The organism is Methylophilus glucosoxydans, assembly GCF_042676145.1.
Lineage (GTDB): Bacteria > Pseudomonadota > Gammaproteobacteria > Burkholderiales > Methylophilaceae > Methylophilus > Methylophilus glucosoxydans.
On the sequence record NZ_JBHTJW010000002.1, the window covers coordinates 1,577,242 to 1,602,039 of the forward strand.

Below are 24,798 nucleotides of genomic sequence, written 5' to 3' on the forward strand. Positions count from 1 at the left end.
TCTTATAAGCAGTTTACTTACTTTGCGTCTGACACATTTAAAACTTGCGGGGTTCAAGTCTTTTGTTGATCCAACGACCATCCACCTGCATGGGCAGCGTGTGGGCGTGGTAGGGCCAAATGGCTGTGGCAAGTCTAACGTCATGGAGTCGGTCCGCTGGGTGCTGGGCGAATCCTCCGCCAAGGAAATGCGCGCCGATGCCATGGATGCAGTGATTTTTAACGGATCTTCGCATCGCAAACCTATTTCGCGGGCCAGTGTCGAGCTCATTTTTGATAACAGCCTGGGTGGTGCCAGTGGCGAGTGGAATCAATATGCCGAAATCTCGGTCAAGCGTGTAATCGAGCGCGATAAGGGCTCAAGCTACTATATTAATAACACTGCGGTACGCCGTCGGGATGTGGCAGATTTGTTTTTGGGCACCGGCCTTGGGGGGCGTGCTTACGCCATCATCGGTCAAAACACGATTTCACGTATTGTTGAAGCCCGGCCAGAAGAGCTGCGCGTATTTCTCGAAGAAGCCGCAGGGATCAGCAAATATAAAGAGCGCAGGCGTGAAACAGAGCTACGCCTGCGTGATACACGTGAGAATCTTGCGCGCGTGGAAGATATTTCACGCGAGATGAACAAGCAGATTCTCAAGCTGGAGGCGCAAGCCGTGGTGACGCAGAAATATCAGTCACTGCAAGCGGCGTACCAACTGGCTGAGGCGCAATGGTGGTGGTTGCGCAAGCGAGATGCTGTGCTGGCTTACGAGGCCGCTTCACAAGCGGTAGCGCACGCAGTGAATGCGCTGGAGGAGAAAGTTGCGGCGTTAAGGCGTTGCGAGTTGGCTTTGGAGCAGGCTCGACAGCAGCATCAGGCCGCATCAGGCGAATTGCATACGGCACAGGCGGCCTTTTACGAGGCCAACGCGCAAGTTTCCAATCTGGATTTACAAGTCAAGCAATCGGAAGAGGCCCGCTTAAGACTGCTGCAACAGCAGCAACAGCTGCAGGGGCAGATTGAGCGTGGTAGCCAGCAGCAAGCGCAGTTACAACAGCAACTGGACGAAAAAACCACGGCACTCGCCTCCGCACAACAAGCGCTGACCGGACAAGCGCAGCAGTTGCAAGCCTTGCAACAGGCTTTGCCTGCACAGTCATTACAGTTGCAAGGCATACAGCAAGCCGCCAGTGAAGCACAGCAAGCAGTGCAGCAATGCCGCCAGCAGATGCAACTGCAGCAGAATAACGTACAGTTTTTGCAACGCAATCTTTCGGAATCCAGCCAGCGCTTGCAACAGTTACAAGGTGAGCTATCAGCCTGGGCCTTGCCAGATATGCAGGCCTTGGAGGGGTATAAGCAGCAGCAGGCGCAACAGCAGGCCCAGTTGCAGCAAGAAGAACAGCAGCTACAACAATGGCGGGTAGATGAACAGCAGCAACAGCAACGGTTGCTGCAAGCCAGGCAAGACTGGCAGCAGGCTCAACGCCAGCTGAACCAGCTTGAAGCCGAAATCCAGTCTTTGCAAAAGTTGCAGCAAAGCCTCAAGCAAGACCAGCAACTAGGGCCCTGGTTGCAACAAAGCGGTTTGCAATCAGCGGCGCGTTTGTGGCAGGCGGTACAGGTGGATGCCACATGGCAGCCCGCGCTCGAAGCGGTCCTGGGCTATAAACTGAATGCCTTGCTCACTGAATCTTTGCCGATGTTGGCTACATTACCGCATCCGCAAGCCGCTTTAGCCATAGCCATGCCTGGAACGGCCAGCGATAGCTTGCCAGACCATTGGCAAGGATTACCCAGCTTATATAGTTTGCTCACGCTCAAGCAGTTGGAAATGGCTGGTGCCTTGCAGCACTGGCTCATGGGTATTTACGTGATTGAGGATGTTGCCCAAGTGGGCCAGTTTCAATCGCAACTCCCGGCAGGCGTGAGTCTGCTTAGCAAGCAAGGGGATCTCTATCAACGCTATAGCGTGGTTTATCATGGCCGCCAGAATGCCATGCAAGGCGTGTTGGAGCGGCAGCAGCAACTGGACAAGTTACAGGCCGGTTTGGAAGCCGCGCAAGCTGCGGTTAATCACACCCAACAGCAGGTGCAACTGATTGAACAGGCGCTGCAACAGTTGCGCTTGCAACAGCAGCAGGCACATCCACGGATCAAACAATATACCGCAGCCATGCATGAGGCGCAGATGCAACAGTCAAGCTTGCAGCAGGCCTATGACAACGCGTCGCGCAGGCAAACCGCCTTACAACAAGACCTGTCTGCGCTGCAGGTACGGCAGCAGAGTCTCAATGACGAGCTTTCGCAAGCGCAAGCCAGGATCGCGCAGTATCAGGCGCAGTTTGCCAGCCTGGAACAGGCGGCGCGCGAAGCACAGGCCCTCAAGCATCATGCAGAGCAAGCCTATTTTGATGCGCGTGACAGCGTACAGCAGGCTGAAAAAGCGCATCAGTCACAAGTATTCGAGCAAACCCTGTTGCAAAATGCTGTCAATGATTTGCAGCACCGCTTGAGTCAGCTCAGCCAAGAGCGTGAGCATTTGCAATTACGCCTGCAAGAAACCGAGCAAACGCTCGCCGTCAGTGCCATGGAAACCTTGAAGGTACATTTGGCACAGGCCTTGGACAAGCAGCACACTTGTGAGCAGGCGCTGGCGCATGTGCGTAACGATCTGGCGCAGAAAGAAGCCGTTTTGCAGACAGAAGAGCGTCAGCGCATGCAAATCGAGCAGCAATTGCATCCCTTGCGCGACACCGTTGAGCAACAAAGACTTAAACAGCAGGCCTGCCAGCTGCAAGTCGAGCAATGCCAGCAGTCTTTGTCTGAAATGGGTCTGGATGAAGCCATGCTTCAACAAGGGCTAAATCAAGACAGCAAAGCCGAAACACTGGCGCAAACGACCCAAAGGTTACAACAGCAGATCCAGCAACTCGGCGCGGTCAATCTGGCTGCGATTGAAGAATTAGCCAGCGAGCAGGCGCGTAAAGGGTATCTGGACAGTCAACTGCAAGACCTGCTCACCGCCAGCGAAACGCTGGAAGAGGCGATCCAGAAAATAGACCGCGAAACCCGCGGAAAACTGCGCGCAACCTTTGATGAAGCCAACCGTCACTTTGGCGAATTATTTAATACCTTGTTTAATGGCGGCAATGCCAAGCTGGTGCTGTTGGGTGATGAAATTCTGGATACCGGCGTGCAAGTCTTTGCGCAACCGCCAGGCAAAAAAAACACGACCATCCAGTTATTATCCGGGGGCGAAAAAGCGCTGACGGCCATGGCGCTGGTGTTTGCGCTGTTCAGGTTAAATCCGGCACCGTTTTGCCTGATGGATGAGGTGGATGCCCCGCTGGATGACAGCAACACCGAGCGTTTCTGCCAACTGGTGCGCGTGATGTCAGAAAAAACCCAATTCTTGTTTGTTTCTCACAACAAAATCACGATGGAGATGTCTGAACAGCTAATTGGGGTCACCATGCAAGAGTCGGGCGTGTCACGGATTGTCGATGTGGATATCGAAGAGGCCATCCGCATGCATGCGGCTTAGCGCCAGTTTTGTTGTATCATAATGCAAGCGTTATAAAGGATTGTTAAGTCACATGTCTGATTTGTGGATGATATTGGTGTTGCTCGGGGTCAGCATCGTTCTGGCAGTGGTTGTATTTAACTGGTGGCAGGAAAAAAAATATCGTAGAGACGTTGAATACCGTTTTAGTCATACCCGTAGCGATTTACTGGATGGCGAGCCTGCTGCCAAGGTCAAAGAGGCTGCCAAGAAAGCTGCCGTGGATACCGCCCCTGTGTCCGAGGAGGTGGAGGGCTGGATGTCTGAGCCCCGTGTCCGCCAAACCGGCATGCGGCCTTCAGCTCAACCTTCTGTTAAAGTTGAGCCGGAGTTTTCCAATCCCCCCCCGGCAAAAGCCGCAGAACCCGCCAAGCTTAAACCAAAACCAGCGCCTGCCACTTCTCCAGTTAAAACAGCGCCTGTTCAACCGATTCATGAGCCAGTGATCAATGTGACCAAGCCAGAACCGGTCACCCCACAGGTGTCGGCTTATCAACCGCCAGTCGCAGTGCCAGAGCCGGCTGTGGTGGCAGAGCAACCGACTTTTGCTTTTGAAGTACCGCCAGTCCAGGCCTTGGAAGAGATGCCATCGGCAGAACCGGCTTCCGTGTCCACGACACTGCCGGACTTGCCTGCTGAAGTGCACCCCTCTATGGATTGGATCGGCTTGATTGATGCGCCGCTAGGCGTCATGTTGGTTGAGCTGGAAGATATGCAAGCTGAGGTACGTACGTTCCCACAACATGCCACCCTCTGGGCGCAGAGCGCAACAACAGGCGAGTGGCAGGATGTATTGGCTCTGGATGCTGCCGCCATGCAAACACAAACGCCAGCCAGTCAGGTCGCTTGCAGTTTGCAATTGGCTGACCGTGGCGGTCCGGTTGATCAGGAAACGCTCAAGCGCTTTCAGAAGTCCATGGAAACATTGGCCAGAGCCTTGGGCCTGACTGTGGTATGGCAGGGCGGATATGAGCCTGCATTACAAGCACAAGCGATAGATGCTTTCTGTATCGACGTTGATAAAGCCGTTGAATTTCATGTGTTAGCCAACCAGGGCATGTTTCATGCGACCAAGCTGCGTGGCTTGGCTGAAGCTTGCGGCATGCAGCTGAGTGCCGAAGGCCGCTTCGAGTTATTGAATGCTGACGGTCAATTAGTGTTTTCAGTACGTAATTACGAGGGCAAGCCATTTTCTGCAGATATGTTGAAATCCGCAGTGATGACTGGGGTGACTTTCCAGCTGGATATTCCTACTACGCCTGACAGTTTGCAGGTGTTTGACCAGATGGTCGAAATTGCACGTCATCTGGCGACTAGCCTCAATGCCGCCCTGATTGACGTCAACCGCAAAGCGATTGGTGATCCACAGCTGGATAAAATCCGCCAGCAACTCAAAAATATCTCTAATGCAATGGCGACGCAGGGGATTATCCCCGGTAGTAACCATGCCAAGCGCCTGTTCTCCTGATGATGTCCATGCAAGAGGCTGCGCTGGCGTTGCAGCAGCTCAAGCAACGTATTGCCGAGTATGACTATCACTATTATGTGCTGGACGCGCCCTTGGTCAGCGATAGTGAATATGATGGCCTCTACCGCCAGCTGGTCGAGATTGAGCAGCAATATCCAGAGCTGATTACTGCGGACTCCCCCAGCCAGCGGGTAGGGGGAAAGGCGCTGGCTGCTTTTGAAAGCGTGCAACACCGGCAAGCCATGCTTTCCCTGAATAATGCCTTTGCAGACGACGAGCTAGAAGCGTTTGACCGCCGAGTGCGTGAAGGTACCGGGGAGGCCGTGGTGGCCTATGCCGTCGAGCCAAAATTTGATGGCCTGGCGATTACCCTGACCTATGAGCACGGGCTATTTGTGCAGGGCGCGACCCGTGGTGATGGGTATACGGGGGAGAATGTCACCCACAACCTCAAAACCATACGCGCCATTCCCAGCCGCTTGAATATTGCGCAGCCACCAGCCTTACTTGAGGTGCGCGGCGAGGTCTTGATGTTGAAAAGAGACTTCGAGAAGCTCAATCAGCAGCAGGCGGCGGTAAAAGGCAAACTGTTTGCCAACCCGCGCAATGCCGCAGCAGGTAGCTTGCGCCAGCTGGATCCTCACATTACCGCCAAACGCCCTCTACATTTCTTTGCCTATGGTCTGGGCGCCAGCATAGGCGTGCCGGAATTAAATACTCATTCTGAAGCCATGCAATACCTGGCTGACTTGCGTTTTCCTGTCAGTGATTTGCGCGCGGTGAAAATAGGCGCTCAGGGGTTGCGTGAATACTATGCCGAGATTGGCGAAAAACGGCACCAGTTACCATTTGACATCGATGGCGTGGTCTACAAAGTGAATGACTTTGCCTTGCAGGCCAGCCTAGGCTTTGTTTCGCGTGCGCCGCGCTGGGCGGTGGCACACAAGTTTCCGGCCGAAGAGGCAACGACCATTGTTGAAGATATTTCTGTGCAGGTGGGCCGTACTGGCGCGATTACCCCTGTTGCCAGATTGAAACCCGTATTTGTAGGCGGCGTGACGGTCACGAATGCCACCTTGCATAACGAGGATGAATTAAGGCGCAAGGATATCCAGATCGGCGACACCGTGATTGTCAGGCGGGCAGGGGATGTGATCCCAGAGGTTGTTTCGGTTAAAACAGAATTACGCCCGGCAGATGCGCGCCGCTTTGTCATGCCTGCCGTCTGCCCGGAATGTGGCTCGCATGTGGTCCGTCCGCAGGATGAAGCCGTGGCACGCTGCACTGGCGGATTGATCTGCCCGGCACAGCGTAAACAGGCCATTACACACTTTGCTTCACGCCGTGCCATGGATATTGAGGGCCTGGGTGAGAAACTGGTAGACCAGCTGGTTGCACGCGAACTCGTCCATCATCTGGATGATATTTACCGTTTGACCCTGCCCATGCTCAGCGACCTTGAACGGATGGCAGAAAAATCTGCACAAAATGTGCTGGTAGCCATTGAAAAAAGCAAGCAAACGACCTTGCCCAGATTTATTTATGCATTAGGGATTCGCAATGTGGGTGAGGCCACTGCAAAAGACCTGGCACAACATTTTGGCAATCTTGATGCCTTGATGCAGGCCGATGTAGCCGCACTCACGCAAGTCAAGGATGTCGGGCCGATTGTGGCGGAAGCTGCATATCAGTTCTTTCAGGAACCGCATAACCGCGAAGTGATCGCCGCCATGCGCGATTTAGGTGTGCATTGGGCCGACATTGAAAAAAAGGCCGCTTTGACCCCGTTTGCTGGCAAAACCTTTGTGCTGACTGGCACATTGCCTACGCTCAAGCGTGACCAAGCCCAAGCGATGATTGAAGCCGCGGGCGGTAAGGTCAGCGGCAGTGTCTCGGCCAAAACCAGTTATGTGGTGGCCGGAGAAGAGGCGGGCAGCAAACTTGAAAAAGCGCAGCAACTGAATATCGCCATTCTGGATGAAGCTGCATTGCTCGTCATGTTACAGGCCGCTTCTGAAGATGACACGACAACGGAAACGCCCTCTGATTCAATCGAACCTCTCTCAAAACAATCGAGTTTATTCTGAATATGAACTTAAAATTAACTTTAATTTTGGCTGTTAATCTATTGATTATCAATGAATCAATGGCTAAGGATGCTGCATTAGATGCCTGCGATACTGCCGTCCAAAAACATCAATACGCTGAAGCCGTCAAACTTGCGGAGCAGCATGCAAAACAGGCTGAATTTTGGCTTTGCAAAGGCCGCGCGCAATCGGGTTTAGGGGATAACACCGCCGCCCAGCAGAGCTTTAAACAGGCACTCAGCCTCAAGCCGGAAGGGCTGGATCTGATTGCGGCGCATATGTTGTTGGGCAATGCGCAGCTGGAAGCCAAAGTGCATGCCGCAGCGCTGGAGAGTTATCAGCAAGCATTGAAATTTAGCGAGCAGCAAAACATGCGCCGCTATGCCCGCGTTGCCCACAACCTCATCGGCGAAGCCTATTTTGAAATGGAGCAGTATGCTGACGCGCTCAAATCATTTGAAGCCGGCGAAAAGCTCTCCTTGAACGACGACGAGCGCGCGGATAGCTATATCCACGAAGCCATGACCTATCAGCAGTTAAAACAGGCTGAAAAAGCGATTGAATATCAGCTCAAAGGTGTCCTGATGCTGCGCAAATCAGGCACCCCTGACCAATATGCTGAAGCCAGCCTGACTTTGGGGCAATTGTTTACCGATAAAAAAGACTTTGTCGGGGCAGACAAAACCTACCAGCGCTTGATGGACTATGCGCATGACAATGGCGGCGAATTTTATGAAGCCAAGACCGCCATTCAATGGGCCGCTTCAAAAAAGGCACAAGGGGATCATGCGGCTGCGCAACAGTTACTGCAGCAAGCCCGTACCATTGCCGCCAAATTAAAAGATGCTGAACTGGACGCCTTGTTGACACAGGCAAAGTAAAGCATTCCCAATCAAACTGGATGATTTGCGCTTGAGGCCCAGTTAAGGGCCTCAAGTGACGCATTTAGCCCTGTCAAACTTCCCTGGCAGTTAAAGATTTATTTTTATTTGGAATCCCCTGTAAGGTTTTCCTGTCATACGCGACAAACTTACAATTGTCACCACACAGGAAACAACATGCAATTTGACCCTCACCGCAGCAACCCCAGCGGAATCTTACCCTCAGAAATCACGCCGCAAGCGCTGTTTGAACAACGCCGGACCTTGATCAAGGCTGCTGGTATCGCCGCTGCCAGTTTGTGGTTGCCAACCACGGCACAGGCAGCGCAAACGCTGGAGTTTCAAAAAACCGCCTATGGCAAGGAGGAGACGCTCACCGCTTTGCAGGACGTGACCAATTACAATAATTATTATGAGTTTGGCACCGGCAAAGAAGACCCGGCGCGCGAGGCGGTGCTGTTCAAGCCGACGCCATGGACCATCAAGATAGAAGGTGCGGTCAAGCAAGCGAAAACCATAGGCATTGAGCAACTGATGAAGCTGGCACCGCTTGAAGAGCGGATTTATCGTATGCGCTGTGTCGAGGGGTGGTCTATGGTCATCCCATGGATAGGGTTGCCACTCAAGGCGCTGATTGACTGGGCGCAACCGACCGGCAATGCAAAGTATATTGAATTTGTGTCGTATAACGACCCCCGGCATATGCCTGGCGCGCGCATGCCGATACTGGACTGGCCCTATGTGGAGGGGTTGCGTATGGATGAGGCCATGCAACCACTGACGATTCTGGCGGTGGGACTGTATGGCAAGGTCTTGCCAAATCAGAACGGTGCACCAGTGCGTCTGGTGGTGCCATGGAAGTATGGGTTTAAAGGGGCCAAAGCCATTTCTACCATTCGCTTTGTAGAGCAGATGCCAACGACAACCTGGATGCGGGCGAGTCCGCGTGAATACGGGTTTTACGCCAACGTAAACCCGCAAGTCGATCATCCACGCTGGACGCAGTCCTCAGAGAAGCGTATCGGCGCAGGACTGTTTGCCGGGCGCGTGAAAACCAAGCTGTTTAATGGTTATGAAGAAGTCGCCAGCTTGTATGCAGGCATGGACTTGAAGAAAAATTTCTAATATGAGTCCTTTATTCACATGGCCTTCTCTTTCAGTGAAAGACCGCATCAAGGCGGTGAAGATGCTGGTTTGGCTAGGCGCATTACTGCCGATACTGCGCCTGGTCTATCTGGGGGTTACCAATGACCTGGGGGCGAATCCGGTTGAATTTATTGAGCGTTCGACCGGCACGTGGGCACTGGTATTTTTGTTACTGTCACTGAGTGTGACACCGCTTAAATCTCTCACCCGTCTAGGCTGGTTGATCGCCGTGCGGCGCCTGTTAGGGTTATGGATGTTTGCCTATGTCAGTTTGCATGTGACCAGTTATGTCTGGCTGGATTATCAGTTCGACTGGTCGGACATGGTCAAAGATATCGTCAAGCATCCCTATGTGCTGGTTGGGGCATTGGCTTTATTATTGACTGTGCCGTTGGCGGCTACTTCTAACCAGGCAGCCATGCATGCCCTTAAACAGCGCTGGAAAACATTGCATCAACTGGTGTATGTGATTGCGGTCTTGGCCTTGCTGCATTTCTGGTGGCTGGTCAAAAAAGACCTGACCGAACCGATCATTTACAGCGGGGTGTTTGGCTTGATCATGCTCTTGCGTTTGCCTGTCTTTAGTAGAAAGTAGATTTGGGCGATTTTTCTTTGATTTTTTATGATGCAAAGCCATCTTACGTGGGACGAACTCCAATCGCCGGATTTACCCCAAAGTGAGGCCGGGGAGGGGGATGGTCGCGCACTGTTTCTACCCGCGAACTTGCTTGCAGCCAGACAAGTGTTAAGGTATCTGTGCTTGACATCGCACTGCTTTTTGGACACATTATTGTAAATATAATGCGCAGCCATCCATTGGTAGTGCTATTCTAAAAATATTCTTCGGGGGTGTGCCATCTCATGACCAGCGTATTTACCTGCGTTGGAGGGACAGAGATTGTGCACTGCAGTTGTGAAAGTTTGCGATGTCTTCAGTAATCTCTGAGCCAAGTGCTTCAATATTGGCCAATCCTGCACTGTGTGTGCTTCTTGAACAGTGGTCTGATTTGCTTGATCCGGCCCAGTATTACCTGGCGGTTGAGACCAATGCCGCCGGTGATTGTTTGTCTGTGTTAGCGCAAGGGCCAGCTGCGACTACACCAGCGCATCAAGTCTTGAATAGCAACGGCCTTTGGCAAGCCTTACCCGCCGAAAGTCATGCGTTGATAAAAGCCCTGTTAACGCCCGCCACTGATCAGACCACCCAACAATGCATACAGATTGCCTGCGACCAGCTGGGAGTGCAGTGGCTAGAGTGTCGAGTGCATTATTTTTTGCATGGGCAAAACGAGCCACGTTGTTTGCTGCTGGTGCGGGATGTGAGTCAGACGCATCAAGCTGCCTTGCTTTACCAGCAAGAAAAACAACGAGTGCGAGACTATGATCGCTTCAAGTTTTCTATGCTGGAGCTGATTCTTAAAGAACAGGACACCGAACACATCCTGGCCTGGATTGTTGGCGAGATCGAAGCGCTGCATCCCGAGACCTTTTGTGCCATCGTGCTGACGCAGGATCTGGGGCAACGTGTACAAACCGTGATCGCGCCCAGTTTGCCATCTCCGCTACTGCAAACCTTGCAACAGCTCAAGCTGGAGGCCGGTAACGGCTCTCTAGCCACCGCGATCGCCACGCGCCAGCGCGTGATGGTTGAAAATGTCATGATCCATCCTTACTGGCAGTACCACCGAACGGCAGCACAGGCTTCGGGAGTGCAGGGTGGATGGGCAGAGCCTATTCTTAATGCTGCGGGGGAAGTGCTCGGGGCGTTTGCCTTGTATTCGCGTCAGGTACAACTGCCTACAGCCGCTGAGCAATCCCTGATCGGGCAGGCGGCCAGACTGGTCAGCATCGTCGTGGATCGCCATTTGTCACAGCAGTCGATGCAAACCCTGGCCTATCTTGAGCCGGTGAGCGGCTTGCCTAACCGCAAAAAAATGTATGAAGTATTGCATGCCTTGCGTCATCAATCCGCCGCAGAGCAACATGGCGGTCTCATTTATATCGACCTCGACCATTTCAAATGGGTGAATGAAGCCCATGGCCACAACGCAGGCAATACGCTGTTGCAGCAAGTGGCGCAGCGCCTGCAAAAGGCGGCACAACCGCATTTTATTGCCTGTATGGGCGGCGATGAGTTTCTGATTCTGCTTTCCGGGCTGTCGACTCAAAAGGACAAGGCGGTACAACAGGTCTGGGCCTTGCAGCGCAAATTGCACAAAACCCTGCAACGGCCGTTTAACGTGGCAGGACTCAAGCTACCGGTGACCGCCAGCATGGGTTTGTGCAGTTTTAGCGGGACAGACATGGATGAAACGGACTATGTGAAAGCCGCGGACATCGCTTTGCACAAAGCGAAGCAGTCTGGCCGCAACCATGCCTGTCTGTATGAGCCTGGCATGCAGACCGAGATTGCGACGCAAGCGCGCCTGGAAGCCGAGCTGCGCGAAGCCATCGTCCAGCAACAGTTGCGGGTTTATTATCAGGTGCAAGTGGACCACACCGGCCGGCCGTTTGGTGCAGAGGTCTTGCTACGTTGGCAACACCCCACCCAAGGCCTCATTTCACCGCTGCAATTTATCGCGGTGGCCGAGAGCAGTGGCCTGATTGTTGAAATCGGCATGTGGGTACTCGACCAGGCATGTGCACAAATTGCCGTTTGGCAACGGGCACAAAAAACACGTGAACTCAGTTTGTCGGTGAATATCAGCGCGCGTCAGTTCCGTCAGGCCAATTTCACCGCCATGGTCAAAGCCTGTTTACAGCGACATCAAATCAATCCTAATGCCTTGCGTCTGGAGTTAACCGAAAGCCTGCTTTTGGAAAATGTGGACGATGCGGTACGCATCATGACAGAGCTCAGCCAGTCAGGCATCCAGTTCTCCCTAGACGACTTTGGCACCGGCTATTCTTCGTTGCAATATCTGAAAAAATTGCCACTGTATCAACTCAAGATAGACCGCTCATTTGTAAATGATATTGTGACCGATAGTCATGACCGCACCATTGTGCGTACCATTATTGCCATGGCGCAGAGCATGTACCTCGGCGTGATTGCCGAAGGGGTTGAAACCCCAGAACAACTGGAGCTGTTGCTAAACAATGGTTGCCGCCGCTACCAGGGTTACCTGTTTGGTAAACCCATGCCAATAGACGCATTTAATGATTGGTTGCAACAAGCGCTGGTTTAGAAATGATGCCCTAAAAGGGGATGGTTTAAAAAATAACTTTTACGGCCGCACAGCCAAGGTCAAGGCTGACTGTTGCGCTTGTTTGTCATTGCTGATGGCAAAGTAGCTGGCGTTGCCATCGTTGGAATCTCTGCGGTTGCTTCTGGCTCGGCTGGCGAGACTTCCTGGCGGTTCGCCAGATTGGTGGTGAGTTGCTCACCTGCCTCTGCGGTGAGGATGCGCAGGGTGATACGGCTGTTGAGCGATTGCGCCAGATTGTTGTCACTGCTGGAGACCGGCCTTGTTTCTGCCAGGCCAAGGGCTGAAAGCCGTTTGGCGGCGATGCCATCGGCGGCCAGTGTTGCTGCGACGCGTGCTGCCTGCGTCGCCGTCAATGTCCAACGCTTGCTTTCTGCGTCAACCATGCCACTGAAGGTGTGCTTGTCACTATGCCCTTCAACCTGGAGGGTACGGTATTCATTTTTTAGTTGTGCGCTGATGATGTGCAGTATCTGGCTGGCCTGTGGTGTATATGCCGCCTGATTGTTCTGGAACAGCAGATGAGTGGAAATATCCATTTCCACCCCCAAGTCTGACTGGTAAACCATGATCTGTTTTTGCTCTATCCATTGCGCCAGCGTGTTGGCCAGTTGCTGAGCCATGGCGCGTATTTTCTCCTGATCACGCTGTTTTTTTTCCTGATATAGATAGCTGAGCGGCAAAGGCTTCATCACCGCACTTGGGACTTGTCCATTTTGATTCTGCACGCCTGGAACTGGCAATCCAGGCGTTTGTAAGCCCTGTGGCATATTCTGCGGCTGGCCGACAGCCCCCGGTTGCCCCTGAAACGCAGTGACGACCGAGCTGGAGAGGGCGCGGTATTTATTCAGGTTAATGTTGGAGGTGGCATACATGACGACGAAAAAAGCAAACAGCAGGGTAATGAAGTCTGCATAAGAAATGAGCCACCGTTCGTGGCTTTCCTCTTCATCTTCGAGCTTGTGGCGTCTGTACATCACGATTGTCTCAAATGCAGATAAGATTCCAGCCGCTCACTGACCAGTTTTGGATTGTCGCCCCGTGCGATGGAGACCCAGGCATTGAGCAGCATTTCGCGCCTGGACATTTCATGCTGGACATGGCCTTTGAGTTTATTGGAGATGGGTAAAAACACCAGGTTGGCGAGCGCTACACCATAAATGGTGGCAACAAAGGCCACTGCGATGCCGCTACCGATCTTGCTTGGGTCAGACAGATTCTCCATGACATGAATCAGGCCGAGCACCGCACCCAGAATGCCTACGGTGGGCGCATAGCCGCCTGCCGCTGACCAGATTTTGACAGCGTCGCGCTGTTGCATTTCGTAGTAATACATATCAATGGCACAGACTTCGCGGATGCGGTCAGGCGGGGTGCCGTCCACCAGCAATTGCAAGCCCTTGCGTACGAAAGGATCCTGCTCACGCTTGATGTAGCTTTCCAGAGACAGCACGCTTTCTTTGCGCGCCTGCTGGCTCCATTGATTGATTTTAACGGCGAGTTTTTTACGGTCATCTTGTGGGTGGACAAAGGCCAGCTTCAACATGCGCAGGCCTTTGATAAACACTTTGAGTTCGGTTTGCAGCAAGACGGCGCCAGTCGTGCCGAGAATAACCACGGCAAAGGCAGCAGGTTGCATCAGGGAGTTGAGGTGGCCCCCTTCTATGACTTGGCCCAGGACCAGGCCGCCGAGTGCAATCAGCAGTCCGGCCAGGCTACCCCAATCCATCAGGCAACTCCGGTCCAGGCTTTTTCACGCATGGCGGCACGCAAGCGGGCGACCGCCTGGCTATGCAGCTGGCAAACGCGTGATTCGGACACATTCATGATGGCGCCAATCTCCTTGAGGTTAAGCTCCTGCTCGTAATACAAGCCCATCAATATCTTTTCGCGCTCTGGCAAGTTGTCGATAGAGGCAATCAAGGCTTCACGGAAGTCGCTTTCGAGCAGGGCTTTCACCGGGTCGCTGCTATCATCGTCCACATAACGATCCAGAAAGTGCTCGCCACCGTCATCGTCCTGAAAATCTTCGTAATAAATCAGCTGGTGACCCTGGCAGTCGCTCAAGACCTCGTAGTAATCTTCCAGGCTAAAATTCATGTGCTTGGCGATTTCGGATTCAGTTGGCGGGCGACCCAGTTTTTGTTCCAGTTGCTGCACAGCCAACTCGATATCGCGCATGTTTTTGCGGATACCGCGCGGCAGCCAGTCGGCACCGCGCAATTCATCCAGCATGGCGCCGCGTACGCGCTGAGAGGCGTAAGTTTCAAATTGTGCCCCATGCGTATCTTCGTAACGCTGTATCGCGTCCATCAGGCCGATCATGCCCGCTTGCACCAGGTCATCCAGCTCGACGCAGGAGGGCAGCTTGGCCTTCATTTGATACGCCATTTTCTTGACCAGGCCGCTATGCATTTTGAGCATCTGATCGGTATTTTGAGTCGTGCCTTTAGCGGTATACATGTTTTTCCTTTTTGACTTTAGGCAACAGCCATGGATGGCATGGAAATCCGTTGTTGTTCTAGACGATGGGCGACGGTTTTAAACGCCAGTGTGCTGGAAAGCTGTTTGCTCACTTCTGCAGTCGCGCGCCCAGGGTTGGCAGTGACTGCCTTGGCGGTTTCAGCAGGCATGGCCCCGATGAACTCCAGCGTGATGCCCAAAAATTGTTTGCACACCTGGTTCAGGCGCATAAAGTACTGATTGCCTTGATCATGGTTAGCGTCTGTCACGACGACACCCAACGGAATCTGCCCATGCTGCTGGCTGATGTGCTTGATGGTCGCATATGCCGACTTAATGGCGGCTTCGCTTCTATCCATTTGGATCACCAGCTCATGCGCGGCAATTACCGGCAGCAGCAGGCTGTAGTCTTGGCTATCCAGTTGTGCTTCAATCATCACAGTGTCGTAATCGTACGCAAGTTGCTCCACTATACCGTTGAGTTGCGTTTTTAAATCGTGAGATAAAGGCGAGGTTAACAGGTCATTTTCGCCCAAACAGGTCAGGTCATAGCCTTGCGGGTGTTTGAAAATGCCCCGCTGGATGGCCTGGCGTTGCACGGCGATGCCTTGCAGGGAATGTGTCATCGCGGGTTGGCGGTGCGCGTGCACCAGCAACAAACGCTGTTCTGGCGTCAGCATGCTGGTCGCCAGTTGACGCATCCACTGGCTGGCTGGCTGGCCATTGGCCCCAATCACACTGATAATGCGGGCAGAGGTTTTGGCCATGATACGGCGCAAGCCGTCCGCCTGGTCACGGTAATTAAACATGTGGCTGCTCCTGGCTGGCGGTTTGCATCATGCTGGAGATCACCAGCGGTAACTCTTCATCCAGATACTGGTAGGGCAGGCTGGCCTGGTGTGGTGTCAACACGCGCTCGACCAGGGCTTGCTTGTCTGCAACCTCGATATCCTCTGGCACACGCTGACCGCTGGTGGTGTAAAACAGGCGCATGCGTTCGCGAATCAACACGTCCAGTACATTGCCAATCGCAGCCGCTTCGTCGAGTTTGGTGACGATACAGCCAGCGATATCATGCTTTTTGTAGCTACGCATCACATCAGTCAAGGTATCGCCGGTTGAGGTCGCATTCAGGCACAACAGTTTCTGTATCGGGCTGTCGGCACGGCTCAGCATGGAAAGTTGCTCAGTCACCGCCTGGTCACGCTGGCTGACGCCTACGGTATCCACCAGAATCATATGTTTGTTCTTGAGTTCGTTTAAGGCTATTTTTAAGTCTTCTTCATCTTTGACCGCATGTACCATCACGCCCAGAATCTTGCCGTAAATGCGTAATTGCTCGTAGCCGCCAATCCGGTAGCTGTCAGTGGTGATCAAGCCCAGGTTTTGGGTGCCATGCTTCATTACATAGCGGGCGGCCAGTTTGGCCGTGGTGGTGGTTTTGCCTACCCCGGTCGGGCCGACCAAGGCATAGATACCGCCGCGGTCCAGCAAAGCATCTTCGTCGTCCAGCGTATGCAAATTGCGGCTGATCACTTCTTTGGCCCACATTGGCGCCTTATTCACATCAATGTGTTGCGGCATTTTTTCGGCAATCTGGCGTGAAAGCGACGCACTGAAGTTGGCAGCGAGCAGGGTGCCCAGCACTTTTGATTTGGCAGGACTATGTTGTAAATGATGCTGCCAGGTCATGGCACTCATCTGGGTTTCAAAGTGGCTGCGCATCTGGCGCATTTCCACCATCATGCCTTGCATTTTTTCTTCCAGCGTTTGTGTTGCCAGCTGATACGCATGCTCTTGTTGTTCACTGTGCTGCTTGAGCATGTCCATGATGGCCGATTCGTTGACACTGGCCTCTTCAGATACCGTGGCTGCCGGCGGCTGAACGGCGCGCGGCGCCGGTACTGGGGTTGCTTGCCGGGGTTGCTCTTTGGCATGCACAAAATCAAGCAGGCTGCGGGTTTGCTCGCTGCCTTGCTCAGCATTTGCCTGGCTCGCACTGGCATCGACATCCGACTCCAGCATGGCCATGATCTCGGTCCCACCGTTGACACTGCGATTCGCAACAATAATGGCATCTTCCCCCAGGGCCTGCTTGACCTGAGCCAGGGCTTCACGTGCGTTTTTGCCAAAAAATCTTCTGATGTTCATATTACTGCGCTCCGATTAAACTGGTGACACGAATCGATTTGTTGTCTGGCAACTCATCGTGGGATAACACTCTGAGGTGCGGGACGGTCCTTCTTAAGAATCTGGATAAAGCCTGGCGGAGGGGGCCAGCCACCAGCAGGACTGGTGTCAAGCCCATCTGCTCTTGCTGTCTGGCGGCCATTTCGGTCTCTTGTGACAGTCTTTCGGCAATGCCAGGCTCGATCACGCCCTGGCTGGACTGGTTGTTTTGTAATGCTTGCAACAGCAGTTTTTCCAATTGACCATCTAAGGTCATGGCGGTGATTTCGTTGCTGTAGGGGAACAGGTCCTGCACAATTGCACGCCCCAGCTTGATGCGGACCATGGCGGTCAGGTCATTGGCATCTTGCGAATACTGGGCATGGTCTGCCAGCGTTTCCAGAATCGTGCGCATGTCACGGATATGCACACCCTCATTGAGCAGGTTTTGCAAGACCTTTTGCAAGGTGGACAAGCTGATGATCTTGGGCACAATTTCCTCAATGAGCTTGCTGGATTCTTTGCTCATGTGATCCAGCAGTTGCTGGACTTCCTGGCGGCCCAACAGCTCACCGGCATTGAGTGAAATGATGTGGTTTAAATGAGTGGCAATCACGGTGCCTGGATCTACCACGGTATAGCCCAGACTTTGTGCGAATTCTTTCTGCTCGGGATCAATCCACACTGCGGGCAAGCCAAAGGCTGGATCGGTGGTGCGGGTGCCTTCAAGCTCACCGGTGACCGCACCTGGATCAATCGCCAGCATTTGATGATAGTTAGATTCCCCGGTCGCCATTTCCACGCCTTTCATGGTGATGCGGTAGGCGTTCGGTTTAAGCGTCAGGTTGTCGCGGATATGGACCGTCGGTGCCAGGAAACCAATCTCCTGGGCAAATTTTTTGCGGATGCCCTTGATACGCTTGAGTAATTCACCGCCTTGACCTTTATCGACCAGCGGGATCAAACGGTAGCCAACTTCGAGGCCGATGGTATCTACTGGCAGCACATCGTTCCAGGTGGCTTCTTCCGCCTCGCTGGCCGGGGCCAATTTATCATCTGGTTGTGGTTCAATCACCGTCTGCTGTTTGGCTTTTTCCTGTTTTTGTTTGACTGAATAAGCAATACCACCCAACAAGCCCCCCAACCCGATAAAGGCCAGGTGAGGCATGCCTGGAATCAGGCCGATACCGCCAATAATGCCGGCGGTGATGGTCAGCACACGTGGATTTTCAAACAGTTGGCTAATCAGCTGTCCGCCGATGTCTTCATTGTTGGCCACACGTGAAACCACCACACCGGCCGCAATGGAAATCACCAGCGAAGGGATTTGCGCGACCAGGCCATCACCAATCGCGAGCAAGGTGTAGTTTTTCACTGCATCGCCAAAGCTCAGGTCATGTTGCACCATGCCGACAATCAACCCGCCGACAATATTGATAATAATGATCAGGATCCCGGCGATCGCATCCCCGCGCACATACTTACTGGCACCGTCCATCGCGCCATAGAATTCGGATTCCTGGCCGACTTCTTTACGGCGGCGGCGGGCTTCATCTTCGCCAATCAGGCCCGCGTTCAGGTCCGCGTCAATCGCCATCTGCTTGCCGGGCATCGCATCCAGGGTAAACCGTGCACCCACTTCTGCAATCCGGCCCGCACCTTTGGTGATCACAGTAAAATTGATAATGGTGAGGATGACGAATACCACAATACCGACCGCATAGTTCCCGCCGATCAGAAAGTGACCAAAGGCTTCGATCACTTTACCGGCGGCGTCAGGACCAGCATGGCCCTCGGTCAACACGATACGGGTGGAGGCCACGTTGAGCGACAAGCGCAACATGGTGGTCATCAGCAGTACGGTAGGGAAGGCGATAAAGTCCAGTGGCTTGGTGGTTTGCAGACCGATCATCAAGACCAGGATGGACAAGGCAATATTAAAAGTGAAAAACACATCGAGCATGATGGCCGGTAACGGCAAGATCATCATGGCCAGCAGCAAAACAATAATGAGCGGGGCGGCGATGCTGCGGCCGTCCAATTTCCCCATTATTTGTTGCCAGTTATTCATCTAAATACTCCTCAGTCTTGCTTATTCAATATCTGTTGCCGTGGCAGGCGCTGCGACCAGTGCATGTGGATCCAGTGCGTCCGGGACCGGTACATCAGTAGGGATGACCGGACGGACGCCGCCATGCTGCTTGAACACGCGCAGTTGAAACACATAAGCCAAAATTTGCGCTACCGCGGCATACAAGGTTTGAGGAATCTCGCGCTCCAGCTCGGCATGGGCATACAAGGCCCGTGCCAGTTTGGGGGATTCCAGCGTCATCACATTATGTTCTGCAGCAATTTCCTTGATTTTTTGCGCAAGTACATCGACGCCCTTGGCAACGACGACAGGCGCTGCATTTTCACCTTCTTTATAGCTGATCGCCACGGCATAGTGGGTCGGGTTAGTAATCACCACGTCTGCCTTGGGCACATTACTCATCATTCTTCTGCGCGCCATTTCACGCTGCTGCTGACGGATACGGCCTTTAATTTCAGGGCTGCCTTCGGACTCCTTGGATTCGTCCTTGAGTTCCTGTTTGGTCATTTTGTGTTTTTGCGCGTATTGATACAGCTGGTAGGGCACATCAATCACGGCGATCAGGACCAGCGCAGAAGCCAATGTTAAAAAGCCGGTCACCATAAATTCGCTGACAGTGCTAATCCCGGATTCCAGCGGCATGTTGGACAAGCCCAACATCGGTTGCAAATCCTTTTTCACCAGCGTGTAGCCGACAGAACCAACCAGGATGGTTTTTGCAATCGACTTCACCAACTCCACCAGCGAGTTCTTGGAGAACAGATTGGACAAGCCTTTCATCGGGTTGAGTTTGCCAAAGTTGGGCACCAGCGATTTCTGCGACATCACCCAGCCACCGACCAAGATCGGTGAAGCAATCGCTACGGCAACCACAATGACTGCCAGTGGCAAAAAGGCCCACATCGCCTGTTCCACCACTTTGATCATATGCACAATCAACAGCTGCGGCTCAAACGCCATGGCTCTGTCCAGACTCAGGCCCTGACGCAATACATCCTTCATGGCCTCACCCATAGGCTTGCTCATCATCATGATGGCAATACCGCTGGTAAACAAAACCGCACAAGAGGCCAATTCGCGCGACCTGGGAACATCGCCGTCTTCGCGTGCCTTCTCCAATCGCTTGGGGGACGCGTCTTCGGTCTTTTCCATATCGCTGTCTTCAGCTGCCATGTCTTTCACTCGTTCCGGGTTTGCACACCACGCCATGTCGTGTGTCTTGTGAGTGATTATTGGCTAGATAAATGTATTTCTAAGTTGGGAATAAAAGGGCGAATTGACCGCTTTCTCACAGTTGCTGCCTGCCTGTTGTTAAGGGGTGTAAAATCTAAAAATATTTTTGATTAATAAACAGTGACTTATCAAATTTTTGGATTTTTTTTGATTACGCACCCTAAAGTTTTATCAAGTAGGGACGTTAACCGGAATATCTGAAAAAGTATCTGGCCACCATGAAGACGGCTTAAAAACGAATAAAAGTCATTGTTTACGGAATACAACAAGAAAACTTGAATTAATTTTTGAATTGGAAATCAAAAAATGCTGACACACTGCACATAAAGAACTTGTAGCTCAACTTTAGGTTTGAGCGATAAGTGATTGATATTATTGTTAGTGAATAATGCCGTGTAGGGGTTTGTAAGACAAACGCCTACACGGCTGTTTTCGTCTGTCTTACAAAATAAACCGACAAACCCTGATTGTTGCAGTTCATGATTGCGCGCAAAGTACGCCTAACGCTCAGGCGGACTTAAATTTACGCAAAAAAACGGAGAAAAGATCATGAACATGCAAAACGATTTACTCGCTGAAATCAAAGATGCCAATCTGAACTACCTGATGTTGGCGCAACAACTGATCCGTGCTGACAAAGCCACTGCCATCTTCCGCCTTGGCATTAACAAGGAAATTGCAGATCTGCTCGAAAACTTGACCAATCTGCAGTTACTCAAACTCTGTAACACCAACATGCTGCTGACCCGCTTCCGCTTTGATGATAGCGAAATCCTGGGAATGCTGACCAGCTATGCCAAAGACCCTGCCCAAGCCCATCTGCATACCGCGGTATTGATGTCAGCCCAGGCCGCAGATTCCACAGTATAACCAGCGTAGTTGTAACCACACGGCGATTAGAAAGAGAAAAGAGGATATCATGCAAAAGAAGAGTGTAGTAAACGAAGCAGAGCAAATTCAACTGGCCATGCAAATGATCGAACTGGGCGCCCGCCTGCAGTTGCTCGAATCACAAACCACATTGTCACGTGAGCGTCTGATCAAGTTGTACAAAGAGATGAAAGGCGTTTCTCCTCCAAAAGGCATGTTGCCATTCTCTACCGACTGGTTCTTGACCTGGCAGCCAAACATTCACTCCTCTATTTTCTACAACATTTATCGCTTTATGGTTGATTACGCAGGGGTAGACGGCATCCAGGCCATCATCAAAGCCTATACCTTGTATATGCAACAAGTACAGCATCCTGATGCCGACGCCAAAGAAGAGCCTGTGTTGTCACTGACACGTGCCTGGACACTGGTACGTTTTATTGAAAGCAAGATGCTGACAACTAAAGTCTGTCATTGCTGTGGTGGTCAATACATCGTCAATAGCTATGATTTGAACCAGAACTATGTCTGCAACTTGTGCCATGTGCCTTCACGTGCCGGCAAAACCAAAAAGGCAAAAGAGTTGAGCTACAAACTGGTTTCCATGACTGCCTGATCAGCCGGATCAGTGTCACGACACTCTGTGAGTGAAAGGATTCAGCATGCCATCGGCCAAACTTTCGGTAGAGACGCTGTTGCCCAAACCCTGGCTACAGCGCCTGCTACCAAAACGGTTGTGGTGCCAGGCATTACTGATCCAGACGCTGAGTATACTGTTGATCGCGGGCCTCGCGCCAGGCGTGATCAACAGTGTATTCGCATTTGAATTAAGCCATCTTGGCATTTCGCTAGAGCATGTCTGGATTTGGCTGCTCCTGCATATTTGTCTGGTCAGCCTGCTGGCCAAAGCCGCGCAGATGCCTGTCTGGTGGCGCTGGATTCATGCAATTTTTCCAGTCGCTGTCCTTGGCATGCAGTATATTAACTTGCCTGCCACGGTTTATCTGGCTGGATTTATCATTACCTTGACCCTGTACTGGTCTGTACACAACACCCGGGTCCCATTTTACCCTTCTTTTCCTGCCACCTGGCGCGCGCTGCATCACGTGCTGGAGCAGCATGGCGATGATACTCCGCTCAAAGTGCTGGATATTGGCAGCGGGATTGGGGATCTGGCCCTGTTTTTGGCGAGCCAGCGTGTGCATGACGAGGTTTCAGGTATCGAAATTGCGCCGCTGCCATGGGCGGTCAGTGCGGTCAGAGCATTGTTTTCTGGCACCAGTGCCAGATTTACGCTCGGTGACTACCGCGAACTGGACTTTGCAAAATTTGATGTCATCTTTGCTTATTTGTCGCCTGCTGTGATGCCCGATGTTTGGCAAAAGGTGAGGGCAGAGATGCCGGCTGGCACGCTGTTTGCCAGCTCCGAGTTTCCTGTGCCAGACATGACGGCACAACGAATCATCTATCCGCAAAAAAACGCCCCTGCCTTGTACGTCTACAGCCTGTAGACAGCCTTTATTCCTTTCTTGTATCCGCCATCGCAGGCGCTTAAGCCTGTCGTTACTGGCATGAAATCTAACCAGAATTAACCATATTTAATAAGGGGCTAAAGCCCTTTTATTTGGATAATTGAATTCCTTGGCCTGTTGCTATGCTTTTAACATTGGTAAAACCATTGTGGAGTGTAGGCATGTTAGTCATTGTCGGGTATGTCGTTATTTTAGGGGCGATTTTTGGCGGGTACGCAGCGGCCGGGGGGCACTTGGGTGGCCTATGGCAGCCATTGGAAGTCGTGATGATTTTCGGTGGGGCTGTAGGTGCATTTGTTGTCGGCAATGATGCCAAATCATTGAAAGCCACACTTAAAGACTTACCAAATGCCTTCAAAGGCTCCCATGTCAACAAAGCCATGTATATGGATTTGCTGGCTTTGCTGTTCGAGATTCTGACCAAAATTCGTAAAGAAGGGCTGATGTCGATCGAGAAGGATGTTGAAGATCCTGAATCCAGTGCCTTGTTTGGCAAATATCCCAAAATTCAGCATGACCATCATGTGGTCGAGTTTATTTGTGATTACTTGCGTTTGATGGTGTCCGGCAACATGGATGCCTTCCAGGTTGAAAACCTGATGGATAACGAAATTGAAACCCACCATCAGGAAGGCCATGTGGCAGCGCATTGTATTGCAAAGCTCGGTGACGCCTTGCCAGCTTTTGGTATTGTAGCTGCGGTGATGGGGGTGGTACACACCATGGAAAGTTTGCATTTGCCGCCCACCGAACTGGGTGTGCTGATTGGCCACGCCCTAGTGGGTACCTTCCTCGGTATTTTGCTGGCGTATGGCTTTGTTGGCCCGCTGGCTGGGGTGCTGGAAGCCAAGCTGGAAGAAAGCTCCAAGGTCTTTCAAACCATCAAGGTGACGCTTCTTGCCAGCCTGAATGGGTATGCGCCTGCAATTGCTGTTGAGTTCGGCCGCAAAGTCCTGTACTCCACTGAGCGTCCAAGTTTCTCTGAGCTTGAAGATTACGTCAAGCAAGCTAAAAAATAAGCCTGGCAAACAAGATCAATCCAAATAAAGCACAGGACCAACCCTAGAGGACCACGAAAATGGCAGAAGAACATATTGCCCCCATTATCGTTAAAAAAATCAAGAAAGGCGGCGGCGGTCATCACGGGGGTGCCTGGAAAATCGCTTACGCCGACTTTGTGACGGCGATGATGGCGTTCTTTTTGCTGATGTGGCTGCTCGGCTCCACCTCTAAAGCACAACGTGAAGGCATTTCTGAATACTTTAAAACCCCGCTTAAAGTCGTGCTCATGGGCCCGGGCGTGGGTGCCAGTGATTCCGCCTTGAAAAATACCGGCGGCAAGGATGTGACACTCAAGCAAGGTCAGGTGAAGCCGGTCGATGGCGACCCTGGTCGTAACAAAACGATTAAGGAAGAAGAGTTAAAAGAAGTCCTTAAGAAGGCAGAAAAAGCCAAGCTGGAAGAAATCAAGGCCAAGATTGAACAGGCGATTGATGAAAATCCTGAGCTCAAGCAATTCAAATCCCAATTAAAACTGGACATGACAGCGGAAGGCCTGCGCGTACAAATTATCGACGAACAGAATCGCCCGATGTTTGAAAACGCGCGCGCAGATTTGCAACCTTACGCCAAGAAAATTTTGCGAGAGATTGGTAAAACGCTCAATGGCGTGGATAACAAGATCAGCCTGTCTGGGCATACCGATGCCACGCCTTATGCCAGCGGTGATCAGGGCTACAGTAACTGGGAGCTCTCGGCCGACCGTGCCAATGCTTCAAGGCGAGAGCTGATTGCCGGCGGCATGGATGAGACCAAGTTATTGCGTGTGGTTGGCATGGGCTCGGCCATCATGATGGACAAGGAAAATCCGTTCAATCCGATTAACCGCCGGATCAGTCTGATCGTGATGAACAAGGAAACCGAAGAGGATTTACTCAAGGATAACGAAAAAATTTCTGTCAGTGAAAAAGACCATTCGCAAGTCGATGCATTGCAGAAAACCGCCGCTACACCTGCGGAGTAAAAAACAGGGAACGGTAAAAGCGCAAGAAATAAGTCATTTTTATGATGCTTATTTCTTGATTGAAAATCAGGGGAATCA

Annotated in this window: 19 protein-coding genes; 12 read left to right on the top strand and 7 right to left on the bottom strand. The window is 52.2% G+C overall.

Annotated elements, in window-relative coordinates; translation table 11 throughout:
- Window positions 1-22 precede the first annotated feature (22 nt).
- From smc to ACFQ1T_RS10250, 7 genes are all read left to right on the top strand, one after another.
- A complete protein-coding gene (gene smc, locus ACFQ1T_RS10220; protein ID WP_379076222.1) occupies window positions 23-3,532 on the top strand; it encodes a chromosome segregation protein SMC in 3,510 nt (1,169 codons plus the stop codon).
- Window positions 3,533-3,584: 52 nt separating this feature from the next.
- Entirely contained in the window at window positions 3,585-5,018 is a 1,434-nt protein-coding gene (locus ACFQ1T_RS10225) for a cell division protein ZipA C-terminal FtsZ-binding domain-containing protein (RefSeq protein WP_379076225.1), read from the top strand.
- 2 nt (window positions 5,019-5,020) lie between these two features.
- Window positions 5,021-7,105 carry an NAD-dependent DNA ligase LigA gene (gene ligA, locus ACFQ1T_RS10230; protein ID WP_379076925.1) on the top strand — a complete coding sequence of 695 codons (2,085 nt, stop codon included), beginning with the start codon at window positions 5,021-5,023 and terminating at the stop codon, window positions 7,103-7,105.
- Window positions 7,106-7,164: 59 nt separating this feature from the next.
- Window positions 7,165-7,986: a tetratricopeptide repeat protein gene (locus tag ACFQ1T_RS10235; RefSeq protein WP_338654122.1), complete on the top strand. Its 822-nt coding sequence runs from the start codon at window positions 7,165-7,167 to the stop codon at window positions 7,984-7,986.
- Window positions 7,987-8,163: 177 nt separating this feature from the next.
- Window positions 8,164-9,111 (top strand): protein-methionine-sulfoxide reductase catalytic subunit MsrP, encoded by a 948-nt coding sequence (msrP, locus tag ACFQ1T_RS10240; protein WP_194747608.1) that lies wholly within the window; start codon window positions 8,164-8,166, stop codon window positions 9,109-9,111.
- A 1-nt stretch (window position 9,112) separates the two neighbouring features.
- Window positions 9,113-9,727 (top strand): protein-methionine-sulfoxide reductase heme-binding subunit MsrQ, encoded by a 615-nt coding sequence (locus ACFQ1T_RS10245; RefSeq protein WP_379076229.1) that lies wholly within the window; start codon window positions 9,113-9,115, stop codon window positions 9,725-9,727.
- 331 nt (window positions 9,728-10,058) lie between these two features.
- The gene (locus tag ACFQ1T_RS10250; protein WP_379076232.1) at window positions 10,059-12,320 is read left to right on the top strand and encodes a putative bifunctional diguanylate cyclase/phosphodiesterase; all 2,262 of its coding nucleotides are present in this window, start codon (window positions 10,059-10,061) and stop codon (window positions 12,318-12,320) included.
- A 59-nt stretch (window positions 12,321-12,379) separates the two neighbouring features.
- Here the strand turns inward: ACFQ1T_RS10250 and ACFQ1T_RS10255 are convergent, their stop codons facing one another.
- The 7 genes from ACFQ1T_RS10255 to flhB are packed head-to-tail and all read right to left on the bottom strand — an operon-like array spanning window position 12,380 to window position 20,235.
- Window positions 12,380-13,315, bottom strand: a complete 936-nt coding sequence (locus tag ACFQ1T_RS10255; RefSeq protein WP_379076928.1) for a flagellar motor protein MotB — start codon at window positions 13,313-13,315, stop codon at window positions 12,380-12,382.
- Window positions 13,315-14,067, bottom strand: a complete 753-nt coding sequence (locus ACFQ1T_RS10260) for a flagellar motor protein (RefSeq protein ID WP_194747605.1) — start codon at window positions 14,065-14,067, stop codon at window positions 13,315-13,317. The genes ACFQ1T_RS10255 and ACFQ1T_RS10260 overlap by 1 nt, the downstream gene beginning before the upstream one ends.
- The gene (locus ACFQ1T_RS10265) at window positions 14,067-14,801 is read right to left on the bottom strand and encodes an RNA polymerase sigma factor FliA (RefSeq protein WP_275355227.1); all 735 of its coding nucleotides are present in this window, start codon (window positions 14,799-14,801) and stop codon (window positions 14,067-14,069) included. The genes ACFQ1T_RS10260 and ACFQ1T_RS10265 overlap by 1 nt, the downstream gene beginning before the upstream one ends.
- A gap of 17 nt (window positions 14,802-14,818) precedes the next feature.
- Window positions 14,819-15,610 carry a MinD/ParA family ATP-binding protein gene (locus ACFQ1T_RS10270; RefSeq protein WP_194747603.1) on the bottom strand — a complete coding sequence of 264 codons (792 nt, stop codon included), beginning with the start codon at window positions 15,608-15,610 and terminating at the stop codon, window positions 14,819-14,821.
- Entirely contained in the window at window positions 15,603-16,952 is a 1,350-nt protein-coding gene (flhF, locus tag ACFQ1T_RS10275) for a flagellar biosynthesis protein FlhF (RefSeq protein ID WP_379076237.1), read from the bottom strand. The genes ACFQ1T_RS10270 and flhF overlap by 8 nt, the downstream gene beginning before the upstream one ends.
- Window position 16,953: 1 nt before the next feature.
- Window positions 16,954-19,041 carry a flagellar biosynthesis protein FlhA gene (gene flhA, locus ACFQ1T_RS10280; protein ID WP_379076240.1) on the bottom strand — a complete coding sequence of 696 codons (2,088 nt, stop codon included), beginning with the start codon at window positions 19,039-19,041 and terminating at the stop codon, window positions 16,954-16,956.
- Window positions 19,042-19,062: 21 nt separating this feature from the next.
- Window positions 19,063-20,235, bottom strand: coding sequence for a flagellar biosynthesis protein FlhB (gene flhB / locus ACFQ1T_RS10285; RefSeq protein ID WP_313989305.1), 1,173 nt, complete (start codon window positions 20,233-20,235; stop codon window positions 19,063-19,065).
- A 609-nt stretch (window positions 20,236-20,844) separates the two neighbouring features.
- Here flhB and flhD point away from each other — a divergent pair.
- The 5 genes from flhD (at window position 20,845) to motB (ending at window position 24,720) form a co-directional block, all read left to right on the top strand.
- Complete coding sequence (gene flhD / locus ACFQ1T_RS10290; RefSeq protein ID WP_194747599.1) at window positions 20,845-21,165, top strand: flagellar transcriptional regulator FlhD; 321 nt, start codon at window positions 20,845-20,847, stop codon at window positions 21,163-21,165.
- Window positions 21,166-21,214: 49 nt separating this feature from the next.
- Complete coding sequence (gene flhC / locus ACFQ1T_RS10295; RefSeq protein WP_194747597.1) at window positions 21,215-21,781, top strand: flagellar transcriptional regulator FlhC; 567 nt, start codon at window positions 21,215-21,217, stop codon at window positions 21,779-21,781.
- A 46-nt stretch (window positions 21,782-21,827) separates the two neighbouring features.
- Window positions 21,828-22,676, top strand: coding sequence for a class I SAM-dependent methyltransferase (locus tag ACFQ1T_RS10300; RefSeq protein WP_379076245.1), 849 nt, complete (start codon window positions 21,828-21,830; stop codon window positions 22,674-22,676).
- 182 nt (window positions 22,677-22,858) lie between these two features.
- Entirely contained in the window at window positions 22,859-23,716 is an 858-nt protein-coding gene (motA, locus tag ACFQ1T_RS10305) for a flagellar motor stator protein MotA (protein WP_194747595.1), read from the top strand.
- Window positions 23,717-23,775: 59 nt separating this feature from the next.
- Complete coding sequence (gene motB, locus ACFQ1T_RS10310; protein WP_275355216.1) at window positions 23,776-24,720, top strand: flagellar motor protein MotB; 945 nt, start codon at window positions 23,776-23,778, stop codon at window positions 24,718-24,720.
- Window positions 24,721-24,798: the final 78 nt, after the last annotated feature.

Coding starts and splice junctions, on each gene's coding strand:
- ACFQ1T_RS10225 (WP_379076225.1), top strand. CDS start 3,585: ATGTCTGATTTGTGGATGATATTGGTGTTGCTCGGGGTCAGCATCGTT.
- ligA (WP_379076925.1), top strand. CDS start 5,021: ATGTCCATGCAAGAGGCTGCGCTGGCGTTGCAGCAGCTCAAGCAACGT.
- ACFQ1T_RS10235 (WP_338654122.1), top strand. CDS start 7,165: ATGGCTAAGGATGCTGCATTAGATGCCTGCGATACTGCCGTCCAAAAA.
- msrP (WP_194747608.1), top strand. CDS start 8,164: ATGCAATTTGACCCTCACCGCAGCAACCCCAGCGGAATCTTACCCTCA.
- ACFQ1T_RS10245 (WP_379076229.1), top strand. CDS start 9,113: ATGAGTCCTTTATTCACATGGCCTTCTCTTTCAGTGAAAGACCGCATC.
- ACFQ1T_RS10250 (WP_379076232.1), top strand. CDS start 10,059: ATGTCTTCAGTAATCTCTGAGCCAAGTGCTTCAATATTGGCCAATCCT.
- ACFQ1T_RS10255 (WP_379076928.1), bottom strand. CDS start 13,315: ATGTACAGACGCCACAAGCTCGAAGATGAAGAGGAAAGCCACGAACGG.
- ACFQ1T_RS10260 (WP_194747605.1), bottom strand. CDS start 14,067: ATGGATTGGGGTAGCCTGGCCGGACTGCTGATTGCACTCGGCGGCCTG.
- ACFQ1T_RS10265 (WP_275355227.1), bottom strand. CDS start 14,801: ATGTATACCGCTAAAGGCACGACTCAAAATACCGATCAGATGCTCAAA.
- ACFQ1T_RS10270 (WP_194747603.1), bottom strand. CDS start 15,610: ATGTTTAATTACCGTGACCAGGCGGACGGCTTGCGCCGTATCATGGCC.
- flhF (WP_379076237.1), bottom strand. CDS start 16,952: ATGAACATCAGAAGATTTTTTGGCAAAAACGCACGTGAAGCCCTGGCT.
- flhA (WP_379076240.1), bottom strand. CDS start 19,041: ATGAATAACTGGCAACAAATAATGGGGAAATTGGACGGCCGCAGCATC.
- flhB (WP_313989305.1), bottom strand. CDS start 20,235: ATGGCAGCTGAAGACAGCGATATGGAAAAGACCGAAGACGCGTCCCCC.
- flhD (WP_194747599.1), top strand. CDS start 20,845: ATGAACATGCAAAACGATTTACTCGCTGAAATCAAAGATGCCAATCTG.
- flhC (WP_194747597.1), top strand. CDS start 21,215: ATGCAAAAGAAGAGTGTAGTAAACGAAGCAGAGCAAATTCAACTGGCC.
- ACFQ1T_RS10300 (WP_379076245.1), top strand. CDS start 21,828: ATGCCATCGGCCAAACTTTCGGTAGAGACGCTGTTGCCCAAACCCTGG.
- motA (WP_194747595.1), top strand. CDS start 22,859: ATGTTAGTCATTGTCGGGTATGTCGTTATTTTAGGGGCGATTTTTGGC.
- motB (WP_275355216.1), top strand. CDS start 23,776: ATGGCAGAAGAACATATTGCCCCCATTATCGTTAAAAAAATCAAGAAA.